This window comes from Pseudarthrobacter sp. NIBRBAC000502772, assembly GCF_006517235.1.
GTDB lineage: Bacteria > Actinomycetota > Actinomycetes > Actinomycetales > Micrococcaceae > Arthrobacter.
On sequence record NZ_CP041188.1, the window covers coordinates 3,649,617 to 3,664,028 of the forward strand.

The 14,412-nt window shown below is 64.6% G+C and carries 9 protein-coding genes and 2 tRNA genes; 3 read left to right on the forward strand and 8 right to left on the reverse strand.

Features of this window, described 5'->3' with window-relative positions; translation table 11 throughout:
- From NIBR502772_RS16865 to NIBR502772_RS16875, 3 genes are all read right to left on the reverse strand, one after another.
- Positions 1–954 carry an electron transfer flavoprotein subunit alpha/FixB family protein gene (locus tag NIBR502772_RS16865; RefSeq protein ID WP_141141050.1) on the reverse strand — a complete coding sequence of 318 codons (954 nt, stop codon included), beginning with the start codon at positions 952–954 and terminating at the stop codon, positions 1–3.
- A gap of 14 nt (positions 955–968) precedes the next feature.
- A complete protein-coding gene (locus tag NIBR502772_RS16870) occupies positions 969–1,769 on the reverse strand; it encodes an electron transfer flavoprotein subunit beta/FixA family protein (RefSeq protein WP_141141051.1) in 801 nt (266 codons plus the stop codon).
- 253 nt (positions 1,770–2,022) lie between these two features.
- Positions 2,023–3,681 (reverse strand): trypsin-like peptidase domain-containing protein, encoded by a 1,659-nt coding sequence (locus NIBR502772_RS16875; RefSeq protein WP_141141052.1) that lies wholly within the window; start codon positions 3,679–3,681, stop codon positions 2,023–2,025.
- A 286-nt stretch (positions 3,682–3,967) separates the two neighbouring features.
- Between NIBR502772_RS16875 and NIBR502772_RS16880 the strand changes: the two genes are divergently transcribed.
- From NIBR502772_RS16880 to NIBR502772_RS16890, 3 genes are all read left to right on the forward strand, one after another.
- Complete coding sequence (locus NIBR502772_RS16880; protein WP_141141053.1) at positions 3,968–6,016, forward strand: TPM domain-containing protein; 2,049 nt, start codon at positions 3,968–3,970, stop codon at positions 6,014–6,016.
- Between the two features lie 109 nt (positions 6,017–6,125).
- Positions 6,126–6,911 carry a PspA/IM30 family protein gene (locus tag NIBR502772_RS16885; protein WP_056343844.1) on the forward strand — a complete coding sequence of 262 codons (786 nt, stop codon included), beginning with the start codon at positions 6,126–6,128 and terminating at the stop codon, positions 6,909–6,911.
- A gap of 130 nt (positions 6,912–7,041) precedes the next feature.
- On the forward strand, positions 7,042–8,517 hold the full coding sequence (locus NIBR502772_RS16890; RefSeq protein WP_141141054.1) for a deoxyribodipyrimidine photo-lyase: 1,476 nt from the start codon (positions 7,042–7,044) through the stop codon (positions 8,515–8,517).
- On the opposite strand, the gene NIBR502772_RS16895 is transcribed toward NIBR502772_RS16890, so the two are convergent.
- The 5 genes from NIBR502772_RS16895 to NIBR502772_RS16915 form a co-directional block, all read right to left on the reverse strand.
- Positions 8,507–9,439: a cytochrome b/b6 domain-containing protein gene (locus NIBR502772_RS16895; RefSeq protein ID WP_141141055.1), complete on the reverse strand. Its 933-nt coding sequence runs from the start codon at positions 9,437–9,439 to the stop codon at positions 8,507–8,509. The two genes, NIBR502772_RS16890 and NIBR502772_RS16895, sit on opposite strands and share 11 nt — an antisense overlap.
- Before the next feature lie 130 nt (positions 9,440–9,569).
- Positions 9,570–9,646 (reverse strand) — tRNA-Met (locus NIBR502772_RS16900).
- A gap of 147 nt (positions 9,647–9,793) precedes the next feature.
- Positions 9,794–9,867, reverse strand: a tRNA-Met gene (locus NIBR502772_RS16905).
- A gap of 80 nt (positions 9,868–9,947) precedes the next feature.
- Positions 9,948–12,956, reverse strand: a complete 3,009-nt coding sequence (locus NIBR502772_RS16910) for a UPF0182 family protein (protein WP_141141056.1) — start codon at positions 12,954–12,956, stop codon at positions 9,948–9,950.
- Positions 12,957–13,092: 136 nt separating this feature from the next.
- The gene (locus NIBR502772_RS16915) at positions 13,093–14,286 is read right to left on the reverse strand and encodes a PDZ domain-containing protein (protein WP_371706693.1); all 1,194 of its coding nucleotides are present in this window, start codon (positions 14,284–14,286) and stop codon (positions 13,093–13,095) included.
- Positions 14,287–14,412 lie beyond the last annotated feature (126 nt).

Sequence of the window (14,412 nt, forward strand, 5' to 3'; positions counted from 1 at the left end):
TCAGCCTTTTCGCTTCTTGATTTCTTCGGTGGCCTGCGGAAGGACGTCGAAGAGGTCCCCGATGATGCCAAAATCGGCGATTTCGAAGATCGGCGACTCGGCGTCTTTGTTCACGGCCACGATGACCTTGGCTGTCTGCATCCCGGCTTTCTGCTGGATGGCACCGGAAATGCCGGCAGAGATGTAGAGCTGGGGCGACACGGTCTTGCCGGTCTGGCCCACCTGGGCGTCGTGGCTGATCCAGCCGGCGTCCGTGGCTGCACGGGAGGCTCCGACGGCAGCACCGAGGGCGTCCGCAAGCTGCTCAACGGGGCCGAAGTCGCCGTCCACTCCGCGTCCGCCGGCCACCACGATGCGGGCGTCCGACAGATCCGGGCGGCCGCTGGCGGCCTTCTGTTCGCGGGCGGTGATACGGGCTGCCGTGGCCGTGCCGTCCGCCGGCACTTCGACGGTGGACGTCTCCGGGGCGGAAGCCACGGATGCCGGCTCCGGCGTGACGTTGTTGGCCTTCACCGTCAGCACGGATACCGCCGTGGTGGCCCTGGCAGAGGTGGTGTAAGAACCGGCGAGGACCGACTTGTGGGCTGTACCGTCGGCGTCGACCGCCACAACGTCGGTGATGACGCCGGCGTTGAGCCGGATGCCGAGCCGCGCCGCGATCTCTTTGCCTTCGGGCGAGTTGTCCAGGAGGACCGTGCCGGCACCGGCGGCACCCGCGGCGGCCGCGAGATAGGCTGCCTTCGCCGAGACAAGGTAGTCATCCAGGTCCTGGGCGGAGGGCCGGAAAACGGCGGTGACGCCGTATTCGGCGAGCGTGGCCGAAACATCCTGATGCAGATCGCCGTTCACGGCAACAGCGGTCTCTCCCAGGGAACGTCCCAGGGTGAGCAGTTCGAGGGTGCTCTTCTTCAGGGCGTCGCCGGGGTTGTCAATGAATACGAGTACGTTTGCCATGTCTGTGATCCCTCTTAGAGCAGCTTCTGGGCGGCCAGGAAGTCGACGAGCTTGATGCCGGCGTCGCCTTCGTCGGTGATGATGGTTCCGGCGGTGCGCGGCGGGCGTTCCTCGGCAGCGGTCACTGTGGTCCACGATCCGGTGTGGCCCACGTGCGCGGGATCGACTCCGATGTCGGCCAGCGACAGCGTGGTGATGCTCTTGCGCTTGGCCGCGATGATGCCCTTGAAGTTGGGGTAGCGCGGCTCGTTGATCTGGTCCGTCACGGAGACCACTGCAGGCAGCGAAGCTTCGACGGTCTCAGAGTAGGTGTCGGCGTCGCGGCGCGCGGTCAGCCGGCCGCCGTCGACCGTCAGCGAGGACGCGAAGGTGACCTGCGGCAGACCGAGGCGCTCGGCGAGCTGGGCCGGGACCAGGGACGTTTCGCCGTCGGTGGACGCCATGCCCGTGAGGACAAGGTCCACCGGAGCGCCGGTGCCAAGATGGCGGATGGCGGCCGCGAGGGCGAGCGAAGTGGCGGCGGCGTCTGAGCCGGCCAGGGCACTGTCCGTGAGGTGCACACCTTCGGTGGCGCCCATCTGGAGTGACTTCTTCACCGCGTTCACGGCACCGGACGCGCCCATGCTCAGCGCAATGACCTGGTTGCCGGCCTTGGCGCCACCGCGGGCCTCAGCCAGCTGCAAAGCCGCCTCCAGTGCGTATTCGTCCAGCTCGGAAAGGATGCTTTCGTTACGGTCCGTGGTGTAGCCCTCGCCGGTGAGGTGTCGGTCGAACTGTGCGTCCGGTACATGCTTGACCAGGACGATGATTTTCAATGTCTCTTCCACTGTGTTTACAGCAGCCTTCCATGCTTGTGGACAGCCAGCCGGATGGGGTCATGGCCTCGGAACGCCCGGGGTACGGGTAGATCCTAGCTAACCATATAGCCGTCCCCCGTTGCCGTCCCGTTAACGCCTGTGTCACGGCGCTGCCCGGGCGCACGGGAACGCGGACGACGGCGGCGGCGGTCACCTGTGGTGACCTCCGCCGTCGTCGTTGATTGTTTGCCGTGCGCTCTGCTGTTCAGGCCTACTGGTCCGCCGCGGTGCCGAGCGTGACGTCCAGCGTCTGCTCCTGGCCGTTGCGCAGGACGGTGAGCTTGACGGTGGAGCCGCCGGCCTGCTCACGGACGGCCGCTGTGAGCTGGTTAGGCTCGCTGATGACCAGGTCGTTGAACTTGATCACCACATCGCCCACCTTGATGCCGGCCTTTGCGGCAGCTGAATTCGGCTCTACCGTTGCCACGTCGGCACCTACGGAGAAGCCCGAGGACGAGCTGCTGGACGACTTTTCCTTGACGCTGACACCCAACTGGCCGTGGGACGCCTTGCCAGTATCAATGATCTCCTGTGCCACCCGTTTTGCGTGGTTGATGGGGATGCTGAAGCCCACTCCGATGTTGCCGCTCGACGCGGAATCGGAGCCGGCGGACGCGATGGCCACGTTGACGCCGATGATCTCACCCTTGGTGTTGACCAGGGCACCACCGGAGTTGCCGGGGTTGATGGCGGCATCCGTCTGGATCACGTTGATTGAGATGGAACCCTGGTTGGCGGTGCTTTGGCCTTGGCCACCGTTTGGCGGGGCGAACTGGAAGCCCTGATCGCCGCCCTGGGAAGTGTCGCCTTCCTTCGGTGCCGCCGAGGACGCAACACTGATGGTCCGGTTCAGGGTTGAGACGATGCCGTCAGTGACTGTTCCGGTCAGGCCAAGCGGGGAGCCGATGGCGATGGCCGTATCGCCGACGTTGAGCTTGCCGGAATCGCCGAGGGTCGCAGGAGTGAGTCCCGATGCGTCGTCCACCTTGATGACTGCCAGGTCAGAGAGGGGGTCCGTGCCCACGAGCGTGGCCTTGAGGACTTTGCCCTTGCTGGTACGGACTTCCAGGGTTGCGTTGGCGCTTTGGCCATCCAGGGTCACCACATGGGTGTTGGTAAGGATGTGCCCCGCGTCGTCCAGGATGATGCCTGAGCCGGTACCGCCTGAACTTCCGCTCGTCGCGCTGATGGTCACCACGCTGGGGGAAGCCTTCAGTGCTGCCGCCGTAATGGCGTTGACGTCGTCCTTGTTGTTCACGATGACAGTGTCAGTCTGGCTGCTGCTCGCCGCCGACGGGGAGCCGTTGTTGAAGAGGCTGCCCGAACCGACAGTGGCAACGCCGCCACCCACGAGGCCGGCGGCCAGGATGCTGGCCACCAGGGTGCCGACGCCGAAGGAGGCTTTCCTGCGGGGCGCGTCGGCCGGGTTCGGGGCAGCGTTGTACTGGCCCGGGGAGTACTGGCCTGTTCCGTACTGACCTGTTCCGTACTGACCAGTTCCGTACTGACCAGGGTTGTGCTGACCTGGATTGTGCTGACCCGCAGAGCCGCCGGGAGCTGCCGAATGCGCCCCGTGCTGGGCGTACTCGTGGCCGGGAGCCTGCTGGCCAGGTGTCTGCTGGCCGGGCGTTTGCTGGCCCGGGGGTGTCTGCTGGCCGTAGAAGGGCTCGCGGGGAGGAAAAACCGTACGGGGTGCACCCGGCAGCGGCTGGGTGAGGTTGTCGGGTCCCCCGGATCGGTCCAGCTGCTCCGTCGGATTAGCCTGACCGACAGCGTCACTGCGGACCTCCGCAGGGTTCTGGTCCGCATTCCGGTTCTCATCCGGATTGCGGTTCTCCGGCGCTGCACCCTGGGTTGGGTTCTCAGTCATTGGACTTCCTTTCATCCTCGTCTGCATTAACTATGTACCGTCTGGCTGGAACTGGGACGAACGTTGGCTGGGAGGTTGCTGGGAGACCGAATTCCGCTGCCAACAGGCACTTCCAAGGGTTTCGCTGGTGGCATATTCGCCGCTGTGGACGCACCAAGAGGTGCACCATAGAATCAAAAGGAAATGCCACAGCGACCTGCGGCTTTACACCACGCGTGGGGGCGCTGCTGCTTTCTGAGACGCTTATTCGTCCCGAATCGGTGTCAGGCGTGCTGAAGGGTTGCACATGCGGTCAAAGTTCAAACGTATCCTCGCCGTGATCGGCCTGACCGGGCTGCTCGCGGTTCCTGCCGGCGCGGCCTGGGCTGAAGACCCGGTGACCATCCCACCCGGAACCAACATTGTGGACAACGCCAAGGTTCTCGGCGGACGCAGTGGCGAGGTCCAGGAAGCCATCCAGAAGCTCCTGAAGGACCACAAGTACAACCTCTATGTGGTGACCGTGGACACGTTCACCAACCCAACCGTTCCAGCTGACTGGGCCGCGGCCGTTGCGACGAACAAGGGCATGGGCAGGTCCGACGCCGTCCTGGCGATAGCCAAGGATGACGGCAAATTCAGCTTCGTCCTGAACTCTGCCAGCCCCATCAAGTCCAAACAGGGCGCCATCAGCCAGAACGCCGTCACAGCCAACCTGGCTGGCGGCAAGAGGGACTTCGCCCAGGCTGCCATTGACACCGCTGGAGCCATCGGGGATGCGGCAGGCGGCGGCAGCGGCAATGTCCCCTCGGGTGATGGCGCCGGCGCAGCTGTCCTCGTTGGCACGGGCGTAGTTGCCGCCGGTGGAGCCGGCGCATACCTCTACTTCCGTAACAAACGGAAGAAGGCAGCCCAGGCGTCCAGCGCCAGCTACGGCCCCCAGGGCGCCGAGCTCGATCCGCTGGCCTCGCTCAGCATCGAGGAACTCCGGCGCAAGAGCGGCTCGTTGATCATCGAAGCCGATGATGCGATCAAGTCCAGCGAGCAGGAACTCGGGTTCGCGGAGGCCCAGTACGGCGATGCCGCGGTGGGGAACTTCACCAAGGCCCTGGCCGAGGCCAAGGCCCACATGTCGGAATCCTTCAAGCTCCAGCAGCAGCTTGACGACCACATCCCGGACACGGAAGAACAGCAGCGCAGCTGGCTCGGCGAGATCATCCGCCGGTCAGAGGCAGCGCTCGGCTCGCTCCAGGAGCAGAAGGCCGACTTCGACTCGCTCCGGGAGCTCGAGAAGAACGCCCCGCAGGCACTGGCAGCCATCAGCGCCGGAGCCCACGAAGCCGATGCCAAGATCGCCAGCGCCGAACAGTCACTGACGGCCTTGCGCGCCAAGTACGCGGACAGCGCGCTGGCGCAGGTCGCTGACAACATCACCCAGGCCAAGGAACGGCTGGCTTTTGTGCAGAACGCCACGGCTACCGCCCAGGAGAAGCTCACCGCAGGCGAGGGCAGCCTCGCCGCGGTCGCCGTGCGGGCGTCCGAAGAGAGCCTGCACCAGACCCACGTGCTGCTGGACGCCATCGCCAAGGTGTCCACCAGCCTGGACGAGGCCCGCAATGGGCTGGAGGCGGCCGTCGTTGAAACCTCCCAGGACCTCGCGCAGGCGAAGGCCATGATCCAGTCCGGCGAACACCCCGAACTGGCCGGCCCGGTAGCCGGTGTTGAAGCCGCTCTGGGCCAGGTCAAGGCCGAAATCCAGGGCGGGAAGATCGATCCCATCGCCACCCTGCAGCGCGTTGAAACAGCGCACCAGGCCCTGGACCAGTCCCTCACCGGCATCCGGAACCAGCAGGACCAGGCCCGCCGTGCCCAGGCGTCGCTGCAGCAGACAATCATGTCGGCGCAGGCGCAGATCAGTGCCACGTCGGACTACATCACCGCCCGCCGCGGCGGCGTAGGCACCGAGGCCCGCACGCGGCTCGCCGAGTCCCAGCGCAACCTCGACTACGCGCTGTCCATCTCCCGCAACGATCCGGTTACTGCCCTCACATACGCCCAGCAGGCCCACGCCCTCGCGGCTCAGGCAGCGCAGCTGGCCCAGGCAGACGTCGACAACTTTGGTGGCTACGCCAACCAGGGCTTCGGCGGCGGTGGCATGTTCGGCGGGCGCGGCGGAGGCGGTGGCGGCCTCGGTGGCGCCATCCTTGGCGGTATCCTCATCAACTCCATCCTCAACGGCGGCAGCGGCGGAGGCTGGGGCGGAGGCCACAGCGATGGTGGCGGCTGGGGCGGTGACTCCGGCGGAGGGGACTTCGGCGGAGGAGATTTCGGCGGCGGAGACTCGGGAAGTTTCTGATCCGACAAAGCTAGGCGCCAACAGGAACCAACCTGCAGGCGAAAGAAGCGCTACAACAACTGTTCACTGATCTCAGTGGCCACCATTGAGCAGGACGAAAGGTAACACCATGGTTAAGCAGTCCATTTTCGGCCGGATCGCACAGCTGGCAAAGGCAAACATCAACACCTTGCTGGACAACGCTGAGGATCCGCAGAAGATGCTGGACCAGATGGTCCGGGACTACACCAACAACATTGCGGAGGCTGAGTCCGCCGTAGCCCAGACCATCGGCAACCTGCGTATGCTCCAGGATGACTACCGCGAGGACATCAAGAACGCCCAGGACTGGGGCAACAAGGCCCTCGCCGCGTCACGCAAGGCTGACGAATACCGCAGCGCCGGCGACAGCGTTGACGCCGAGAAGTTCGACAACCTCGCGAAGGTAGCGTTGCAGCGCCAGATGTCCGCGGAAAGCGAAGCCAAGGGTGCTGAGCCGAGCATCGCCTCGCAGACCGAGGTAGTGGACAAGCTCAAGTCGGGCCTGGACCAGATGAAGGGCAAGCTCAACGAACTCACCAGCAAGCGCAACGAGCTGGTTGCGCGCTCCAAGACGGCCGCGGCACAGTCCCAGGTGCATGATGCCATTAAGAGCATCGACTTCATGGATCCCACGAGCGAAGTTGGCCGCTTCGAAGAGAAAATCCGCCGCGAAGAGGCCAAGGTCCGCGGACAGCAGGAGCTTGCCGCGTCGAGCCTGGACGCCCAGTTCAACCAGCTGGAAGACCTCGGCGAGCAGGTGGAAATCGAAGCACGCCTGGCAGCCCTGAAGTCCGGCGGGGCCAAGCCGGCCATCGGCGCTTCCGGCACCCGGTCCGAGTCCACAGTCGACGAAGCCGACTTCGACAAGCTGTAGCCAGCCGCGTCCGCCGCTGAGTGGGCCAACCGGGGCCGGGGTTCATCACGAACCCCGGCCCTTGGCATGTCCGGACAGAAACCTGCAAACGGCCGTGCGGCTCCTGACTCGGGTGTGTAGCGTGGAAGCCATGGTCTCCCCCGTTGCCTCCTCCATCGTCTGGCTCCGTGATGACCTTCGACTGGACGATAACCCCGCTCTGTCCCACGCCGTCGAACTCGGCCTGCCGCTGACAGTGGTCTACATTCTCGACGAGGAATCCCCCGGAATCCGTCCCCTGGGAGGCGCGGCCCGCTGGTGGCTGCACCACTCGCTGACTTCGTTGGCGGGGGTGCTTGCTGAGGCCGGTTCCGCACTCATCCTCAGGCGCGGACCTGCCAGCCGTGTGATCCGGGACCTGGCCGCGGACACCGGCGCAACGCACGTGCTGTGGAACCGCCGCTACGGCGGTCCCGAGCGGTCCCGGGACGCGGACATCAAGGCCTGGGCGGCGGAGAACGGCATCGAAGCGGCCAGCTTCCAGGCCAACCTGCTGTTCGAGCCGTGGACCATCACCACCGGCAGCGGCGGTCCCTACAAGGTGTTCACGCCCTACTGGCGGGCCTGCGCAGCGTCCGGCGAGCCCCGTCCGCCGCTGGATGCGCCGGCCCGCCTGCCCTCCCCCGCCGTCGCCGGTTCGATGAAGCAGGCCTGCAGCGACGCGCTGACAGAGTGGTCGCTGCTGCCCGTGTCCCCGGACTGGAGCGGCGGACTGGCTGAGACCTGGGAGCCCGGGGAAGCCGGAGCGCACAGCAGGCTTGAGGACTTCCTGGACGGGCCCGCACAGGACTACGGCACTGGGCGGGACATTCCCGGTGTGGAAGGCACTTCCAGGCTGTCCCCGCACCTCCGTTTTGGTGAAATCAGCCCGTTCCGGGTCTGGCACGAGCTCCGCCGCCACTTCCCCCGCGAGGCGACGCCCGACGTCGGGATCTTCCGGTCCGAGCTGGGCTGGCGGGAGTTCTGCTGGCAACTGCTGTACGCCAATCCCCAGCTGGCTACCCGAAACTACCGGCCCGACTTCGACCGTTTCGAATGGCAGCAGCCCACCGCCGTGGAACTGGAGGCGTGGGAACAGGGCCGGACCGGCTATCCGCTGGTGGATGCCGGGATGCGGCAGCTCTGGCAGACCGGTTGGATGCATAACCGGGTCCGGATGGCGGCGGCGTCATTCCTCGTCAAGAATCTCCTGGCCGACTGGCGTCTGGGCGAGTCGTGGTTCTGGGACACCCTGGTGGATGCCGATGCAGCCAGCAACCCCGCCAACTGGCAATGGGTTGCAGGCTCGGGCGCCGACGCGTCCCCGTACTTCCGGATCTTCAATCCCGTCACGCAGAGCAAGAAGTTCGACGCCGACGGCCGGTACCTTCGCGAGTTCATTCCGGAACTCGCCCACATGGACCGCAGAGCCATCCACGAACCGTGGAAGCAGCCCGGTATCCACGGCTACCCCGCGCCCGTGGTGGGACTCCCCGAGTCCAGGGAGCGTGCGCTGGCCACCTACCAGAGGCTTCGGGAGGACCGGCAAGGCCAGGACAACGTCACCGGCCCGGAAATTAGCGGCTGACTTTGCCCATCAGGGAGGCGATGGGGCGGAGGAAGAGGGGACGCGCCAGGAACCAGGCTGCCACCATGGCTGCCACCGAGGCGACGAAGACCCAGAAGCCGAACCAGCCGGCTTCGTCGCTGCCGCCGTACATGTGGTTCAGGTTCCGCAATGCACCTGTGGCGAGCACCAGGAAGACATGCACCGCGATGAACGCCACGAAATAGATCATGACCGGGAAGTGGATGGCACGCGCGAGCTCAATGGGGTAGGCCTTATTGAGAGCGGTGGCCTTCTTGGGCCAGGCGGAGGACGTCCGAATACCGGAGATGAAGGCAAGCGGTGCGGCGATAAAGACCGTTGCGAAATACGTCAGCAGCTGCAGCGCGTTGTAGTTGACCCAGCCGTTGTCGGTGGGCCAGTTCAACGAGGCGTACTGAAGCGCTGCGGAGAGGGCATTGGGGATAACGTCCCAGCTCGTGGGCACGATCCGCATCCATTGGCCGGTGGCGAACAGCAGGATGGCGAACACCAGGCCGTTGAGGACCCAGAGCGCGTCCAGCGTCAGGTGCAGCCAAAGCTCCAGGGTGATCTTGGTGGGCGCATTCCTGGTCTTGATCAGGCCCTTGTTGTTGCGCGTCCAGTGGCCGCTGGGCCGCGTGGTAGTCCGCACCTGCCAGCCGGTCCTGATGATGAGCAGCAGGAAGAAGCCGTTCAGGAAGTGCTGCCAGGCCAGCCACGCCGGGAATCCCACAGGCGCGCCGTCAGGCAGTTCCGAATGGCCCGGATAGTCAGCCAGGAACGAGGCCACCGCAGGAAGGCCGGTCATCCACCTGGCCAGCAGCACCACGAGCACCAGCACTACGAGCGCGGCAGGAACACCCCAGTAGAGTCTTGACCGCTTGCTCGTCGAGGAGCCGGGCTTCTTCGTGGGTGTGGACATCGAACAACATTCCTCTCGAGAATGACTGACCAGGTGCTCAAATGGCTTTGCGAACGAGAATACTAGGAACAAGGTGTAATCGGGCAAAAGAAGACCCCGGCCGGCGTTATGCCGGTCGGGGTCTTCTACATGGTTGCGGGGACAGGATTTGAACCTGTGACCTCTGGGTTATGAGCCCAGCGAGCTACCGAACTGCTCCACCCCGCGTCGCAAGATCAACACTACCGTACTTTGGAGTAGGTAAAAACCAATCGTGATTGAGGGTCCCCACGACGCCGAGGTTGCCTGCCTGGGGCGGGTCCGCTTAAACCAAAAAGTCCGGATTCTGTTTCCAGAATCCGGACTTTTCGCCAGTTGCGGGGACAGGATTTGAACCTGTGACCTCTGGGTTATGAGCCCAGCGAGCTACCGAACTGCTCCACCCCGCGTCGCAAGATCAACACTACCGTCCGGTGAACGGGAGGCCAAATCCTGGCGGCGTGATGTGCGTCTCGCTGGGTCAAACCCCTTAGTTGCTGGCCGCCGGCGAGGGCGTCGCCGTCGGCGTAGCTTCCGGCGACGGTGTCGCCCCGGGCGATGGCGTGGCTTCAGGGGCTGGCGCCGGGATCTTGCCCTCGGCGTCAATCGCCTTCTGCAGAGCCGCCGCGAGTTTCTTCTGCTCTTCCCCATAGGCTGCAAAGTCGCCAGCTGCCAAGGCTGCCTGGCCGGCCTTGATGGCGGCGTTGGCCTCATCCAGCGCCGCCTTCAGGTCAGCCTGGGCACCTGCGCTTACGGGCGGCGTAGTCCCCGGAGCGGGAGGCGTCTGGCCGGTGTTGTCGGAGTCACCCGCGGCAGCGCCTGAGTCGCCGCCGAAGAGTTGCTTCAGGGCACCGTCGAGGGTCGGCGCAAAGCCGACCTTGTCACCGAAGGCCACCAGCACACGCTGCAGGGTGGGGTAGGACGTCTCGCCGGTCGACTTGAGGTAAACCGGCTGGACGTACAGGATGCCGCCGCCCACAGGCAGAGTCAGCAGGTTGCCGTTGAGCACCTCTGAAGCACCCTGCCTCAAAAGGTTCAAAGCCTGCGACACCGTGGGATCGGAGTTGAACTTGTTCTGGGCCTGGCCTGGCCCGGGAACCTGTGTTTCCGGCGGAATCTGCAGGAGCCTCAACTTGCCGTAGCTGTCCGCCTTGACGCCCTTCTCGTTTCCGGCGTCAGAGTCGGCCGCCAGGAATCCGTAGAGCACGTTCCGGGCAGTGCCGTTGACGATCTGCGGGATGAAGGACGAGGTGAGCTGGAAGGCCGGCTTGTCCTGGTCAGGCATCTGCAGTGACATGTAGAACGGCGGCTGCTTGACTTCCGTATCCACCGTGGGATCGTTCGGCACGCTCCATACTTCGTCGCTCTTGTAGAAGCTCACTGGTTCCGTGACGTGGTAGCGGCCCAGGAGCTCGCGCTGCACCTTGAACAGGTCTTCCGGGTAACGGACGTGGCTCATGACATCGCCGGACATCTCGGAGTAAGGCTTCACGGACGTGGGGAAAACCTTCTGCCAGGCCTTCAGCACGGGGTCCTGGTCGTCCCACGCATAGAGGGTCACCGAGCCGTCATACGCGTCGACCGTGGCTTTGACGGAGTTCCTGATGTAGTTCACCGAGCTGTTCGGCAGGGCAACTGTCCGGCCTGACGTGGTCTGGGAGTCCGCGGTGGCAGCCGAGAGCTGCTCCTGCTGCGAGTACGGGTAGTACTGGCTGGTGGTGTAACCGTCCACGATCCATTTGACGCGGCCGTCAACAACGGCCGGGTAGGCGTTGCCGTCAACGGTCAGGTACGGGGCAACCTTTTCCACGCGGTCACGCGGGCTGCGGTCGTAAAGGATCTGCGACTCTGCGTTGACGCCGTCGGAGAGCAGGAGGTCCGAGGACTGGAACTTGATGGAGTAAAGGACCTTGTTGAAGAAGCTGCCCACGTTGGGCCCGCCGTTGCCGGTGAAGGTGTACTGGGTTTCCCCGTCCCCTTCCTTGCCGGAAGGCCTGTCCTGTTCGCGGTGCGGTGATCCCGCAGGCGCCCCGACAATGGAGTACTCCGGGGAGTCTTCGCCGAAGTAGATCCGTGGCTCGTAGGTGGAGTCATCGCCAAGGACACCGGTGGACGGGATGCCCGACTGGAGGAACTCCGGTTTGCCGTCGACGGTGAATTTGTTTCCCTTGGCCGCCACCACGCCGTAGCCGTGGGTGTACACGACGTGCTGGTTGAGCCAACCTTGCTGGTTGGTGGCAACGTTCGTCGGGTTCAGCTCGCGCACGGCGATGACGGTGTCCTGGATCTTGCCGTCCACCTCGTAGCGGTCGACATTCAGTGCATCCGGGAACTGGTAGTACGGGCGGTACTGCTCCAGCTGGGAGAACGCGTCGGAGATCAGGTTGGGGTCCAGGAGCCTGATGTTGGCGGTGGTCTGCGCGTCCGGAGCCAACGCCCCAGTGCTGGCAGTGTTCGTCGCGTCATAGCGGTCCACCTGAATCTGGTCCAGGCCATAGGCTGCCCGGGTCATCTCGATGTTGCGCTGGATGAACTCCTTCTCCAACGTCTGCTCGGAAGGCCGGACCTGGAACTGCTGGATGACCCACGGGTAAACGCCGCCGGCCAGGATTGAGGTGATGATCAGCATGGCCGTGCCGATGACCGGCAGACGCCAACGGCCGATAACTGCCGCGATGATAAAGAGTATGGCTACTAGCCCCGCCGCCACGGCGAGGATCGCCTTGGTAGGGATCACGGCGTTCACGTCCGTATACAGAGCACCGGCCCAGCGCCCGCCGTTGCCCTGAAGGGCGGCGTAGCGGTCCAGCCAGAAGTTTGCACCGAGCAGGATCAGGAAGGCTGCGCCGGTTACCGCGAGGTGGATCTGTGCCGCGCGGCTGGTGAACACGCCGCGCTCCATCAGCCGGATGCTGCCGTAGAGGTAGTGAGTGAGGATTCCGGCGATGCCGGCCACCACAACCACGCTGATCAGGAAGCCAGTGACGAATCCCAGGAACGGAAGAGTCATGAGGTAGAAGCTGATGTCCAGGCCGAACTCAGGATCGCTCTGGCCGAACGGTTCCTGGTTGAAGAACAACAACACTTTCTGCCATTGGCTGGCCGCGGCGCTGCCCGCGAACAGCCCGAACAGGATGGGCAGGCCCACCATTACGACGCGGCGCACCGGTTCAAGCTGGGCCTGGTAGCGGTTCAGGTTGTCGCGCATCTCCGAGTCCGGCGCGTACACGGGCCGCGCGTGGTAGGCAACCCGGATGGCAAAAAAGACCGCCAGGAACATAAGTGCGAAGCCGGCGAAGAAGATCCCGATCCGCGAGAGGTTTTCTGTCACAAACACTTCGAAGTAGCCGAGCTGCCGGTACCAGAGGACGTCAGTCCACACGTTGGCGAAGAAGATGAAGCCCACCACTGCGATGGCAACAACAATCAGCGTGGGCGTTAGGGCCCCGCGTCGCGAGGGGGGTCTTCCGGGCGGGATGGGGCTGGTAGGACGGGACAAACTCGGTACCTCATAGCTGGTCGTCAGGTTTACATGAGAAGCGTGCGTGCGGTTGACGTCCGGCACCGGTCAAGCGTGTGGCAACGTCCGTCATATCTGCCACGAGTGGCGGTAAAGCTTAGTTCCTGGCCTCAGTCTAGTTGTTGGCGCAGACCGGCAAAGCGCCCGTGTCCTGCCCGGATCCGGCGAGTTCGACGGCGTGACGCGCGTCTGCGATGTTCTCCACTTTGAGCACCTGCAGTCCGTCCGGCATATGGCCCACAACTTCGTTGCAGTTTTCTGCCGGGGCGAGGAATATGGTGGCTCCCCCGGCACGCGCGCCCAGCATCTTCTGCCGGATGCCCCCGATGGGGCCAACGGCGCCGTCGGGGGTGATGGTCCCCGTTCCGGCGACATGTTTGCCGCCGGTCAAGTCCCCCGGTGTCACCGTGTCGATAATGCCCAGCGAAAACATCAGCCCGGCACTGGGTCCGCCAACCTTGTCCAGTGAAATCTTCACGTCGAACGGAAACGTGAACAGGTACTTGAGCATGACTCCGAGAATGTAGCGGCCCGCACCGTTGTTCATGGGGGTGATGGTCTGTGTGACGGATTCTCCTGCGCGCTGCACCACCAGGGTGGCCGGCGCTCCCTGGCCGGCGGCCAGTTCCTCCTGAACCACGGCGAGCGATGTGATGGGTTTGCCGTTGATCGATTCGAAGATGTCGCCGTTTTCAACCTTTCCGGCGGACGGCGAACCGTCGGGGAGCCCCGCGGCTTGGAGCTGCTGGCCGAAGGGAATGTTGAGCTCCTTGAGTGCTGACGCCACCGCATTCTCCTGCGACGACGTCATGGCCACGGAGCTCTGCTCGTCAGCCTCCTCCTTTGTGGTGCCGCTGGGGTAAAGCATCTCCACCGGATGAACGGACTTGGAGCCGTCCAGCCAGGCGGTGAAGGCACCCAGGACGCTCACCGGGCCGTTGGGGCCGCCGTCGACATAAACTGTGGTCAGGTCCAGATTTCCCTTGGCGGGATAGGTTTCGTGGCCTGTCACGCTGATGACAGGGCTGCCATGGCTCTGCCCGAGGGTGTTGAAGGTTGGTCCGGGCGATTCCACAACATAAGGCACCGGTACGGTGACGGCCGCGATCCCCAGTCCCAGCGCCAGGACGCCGGAAAGCATCATCACGGACACCCGCCGGTCCCCGGGCGGGGAGCTGTGGGGAGCATTCTGCCCTGTTGGCGGGGGGCCGGCTACATCCGTTCCGGGCGCTGCGGCACCCGCTGTGGTGCCGGCGTCGAGCTCTGGAGCGTGGTCCTCATGCGGATGATCGCCGCGGGTTGTAGTCACTGAATCAACACTACGCGGTGCCGCCCCCGGCCAGCTCTTTGCCTACAGCGAACGTGGCGCCTGTCCGGCAGACAGCCGCCCCTGCCCGGGGTACCGTGAAGTGAACAGTCACACCGACGATCGGCG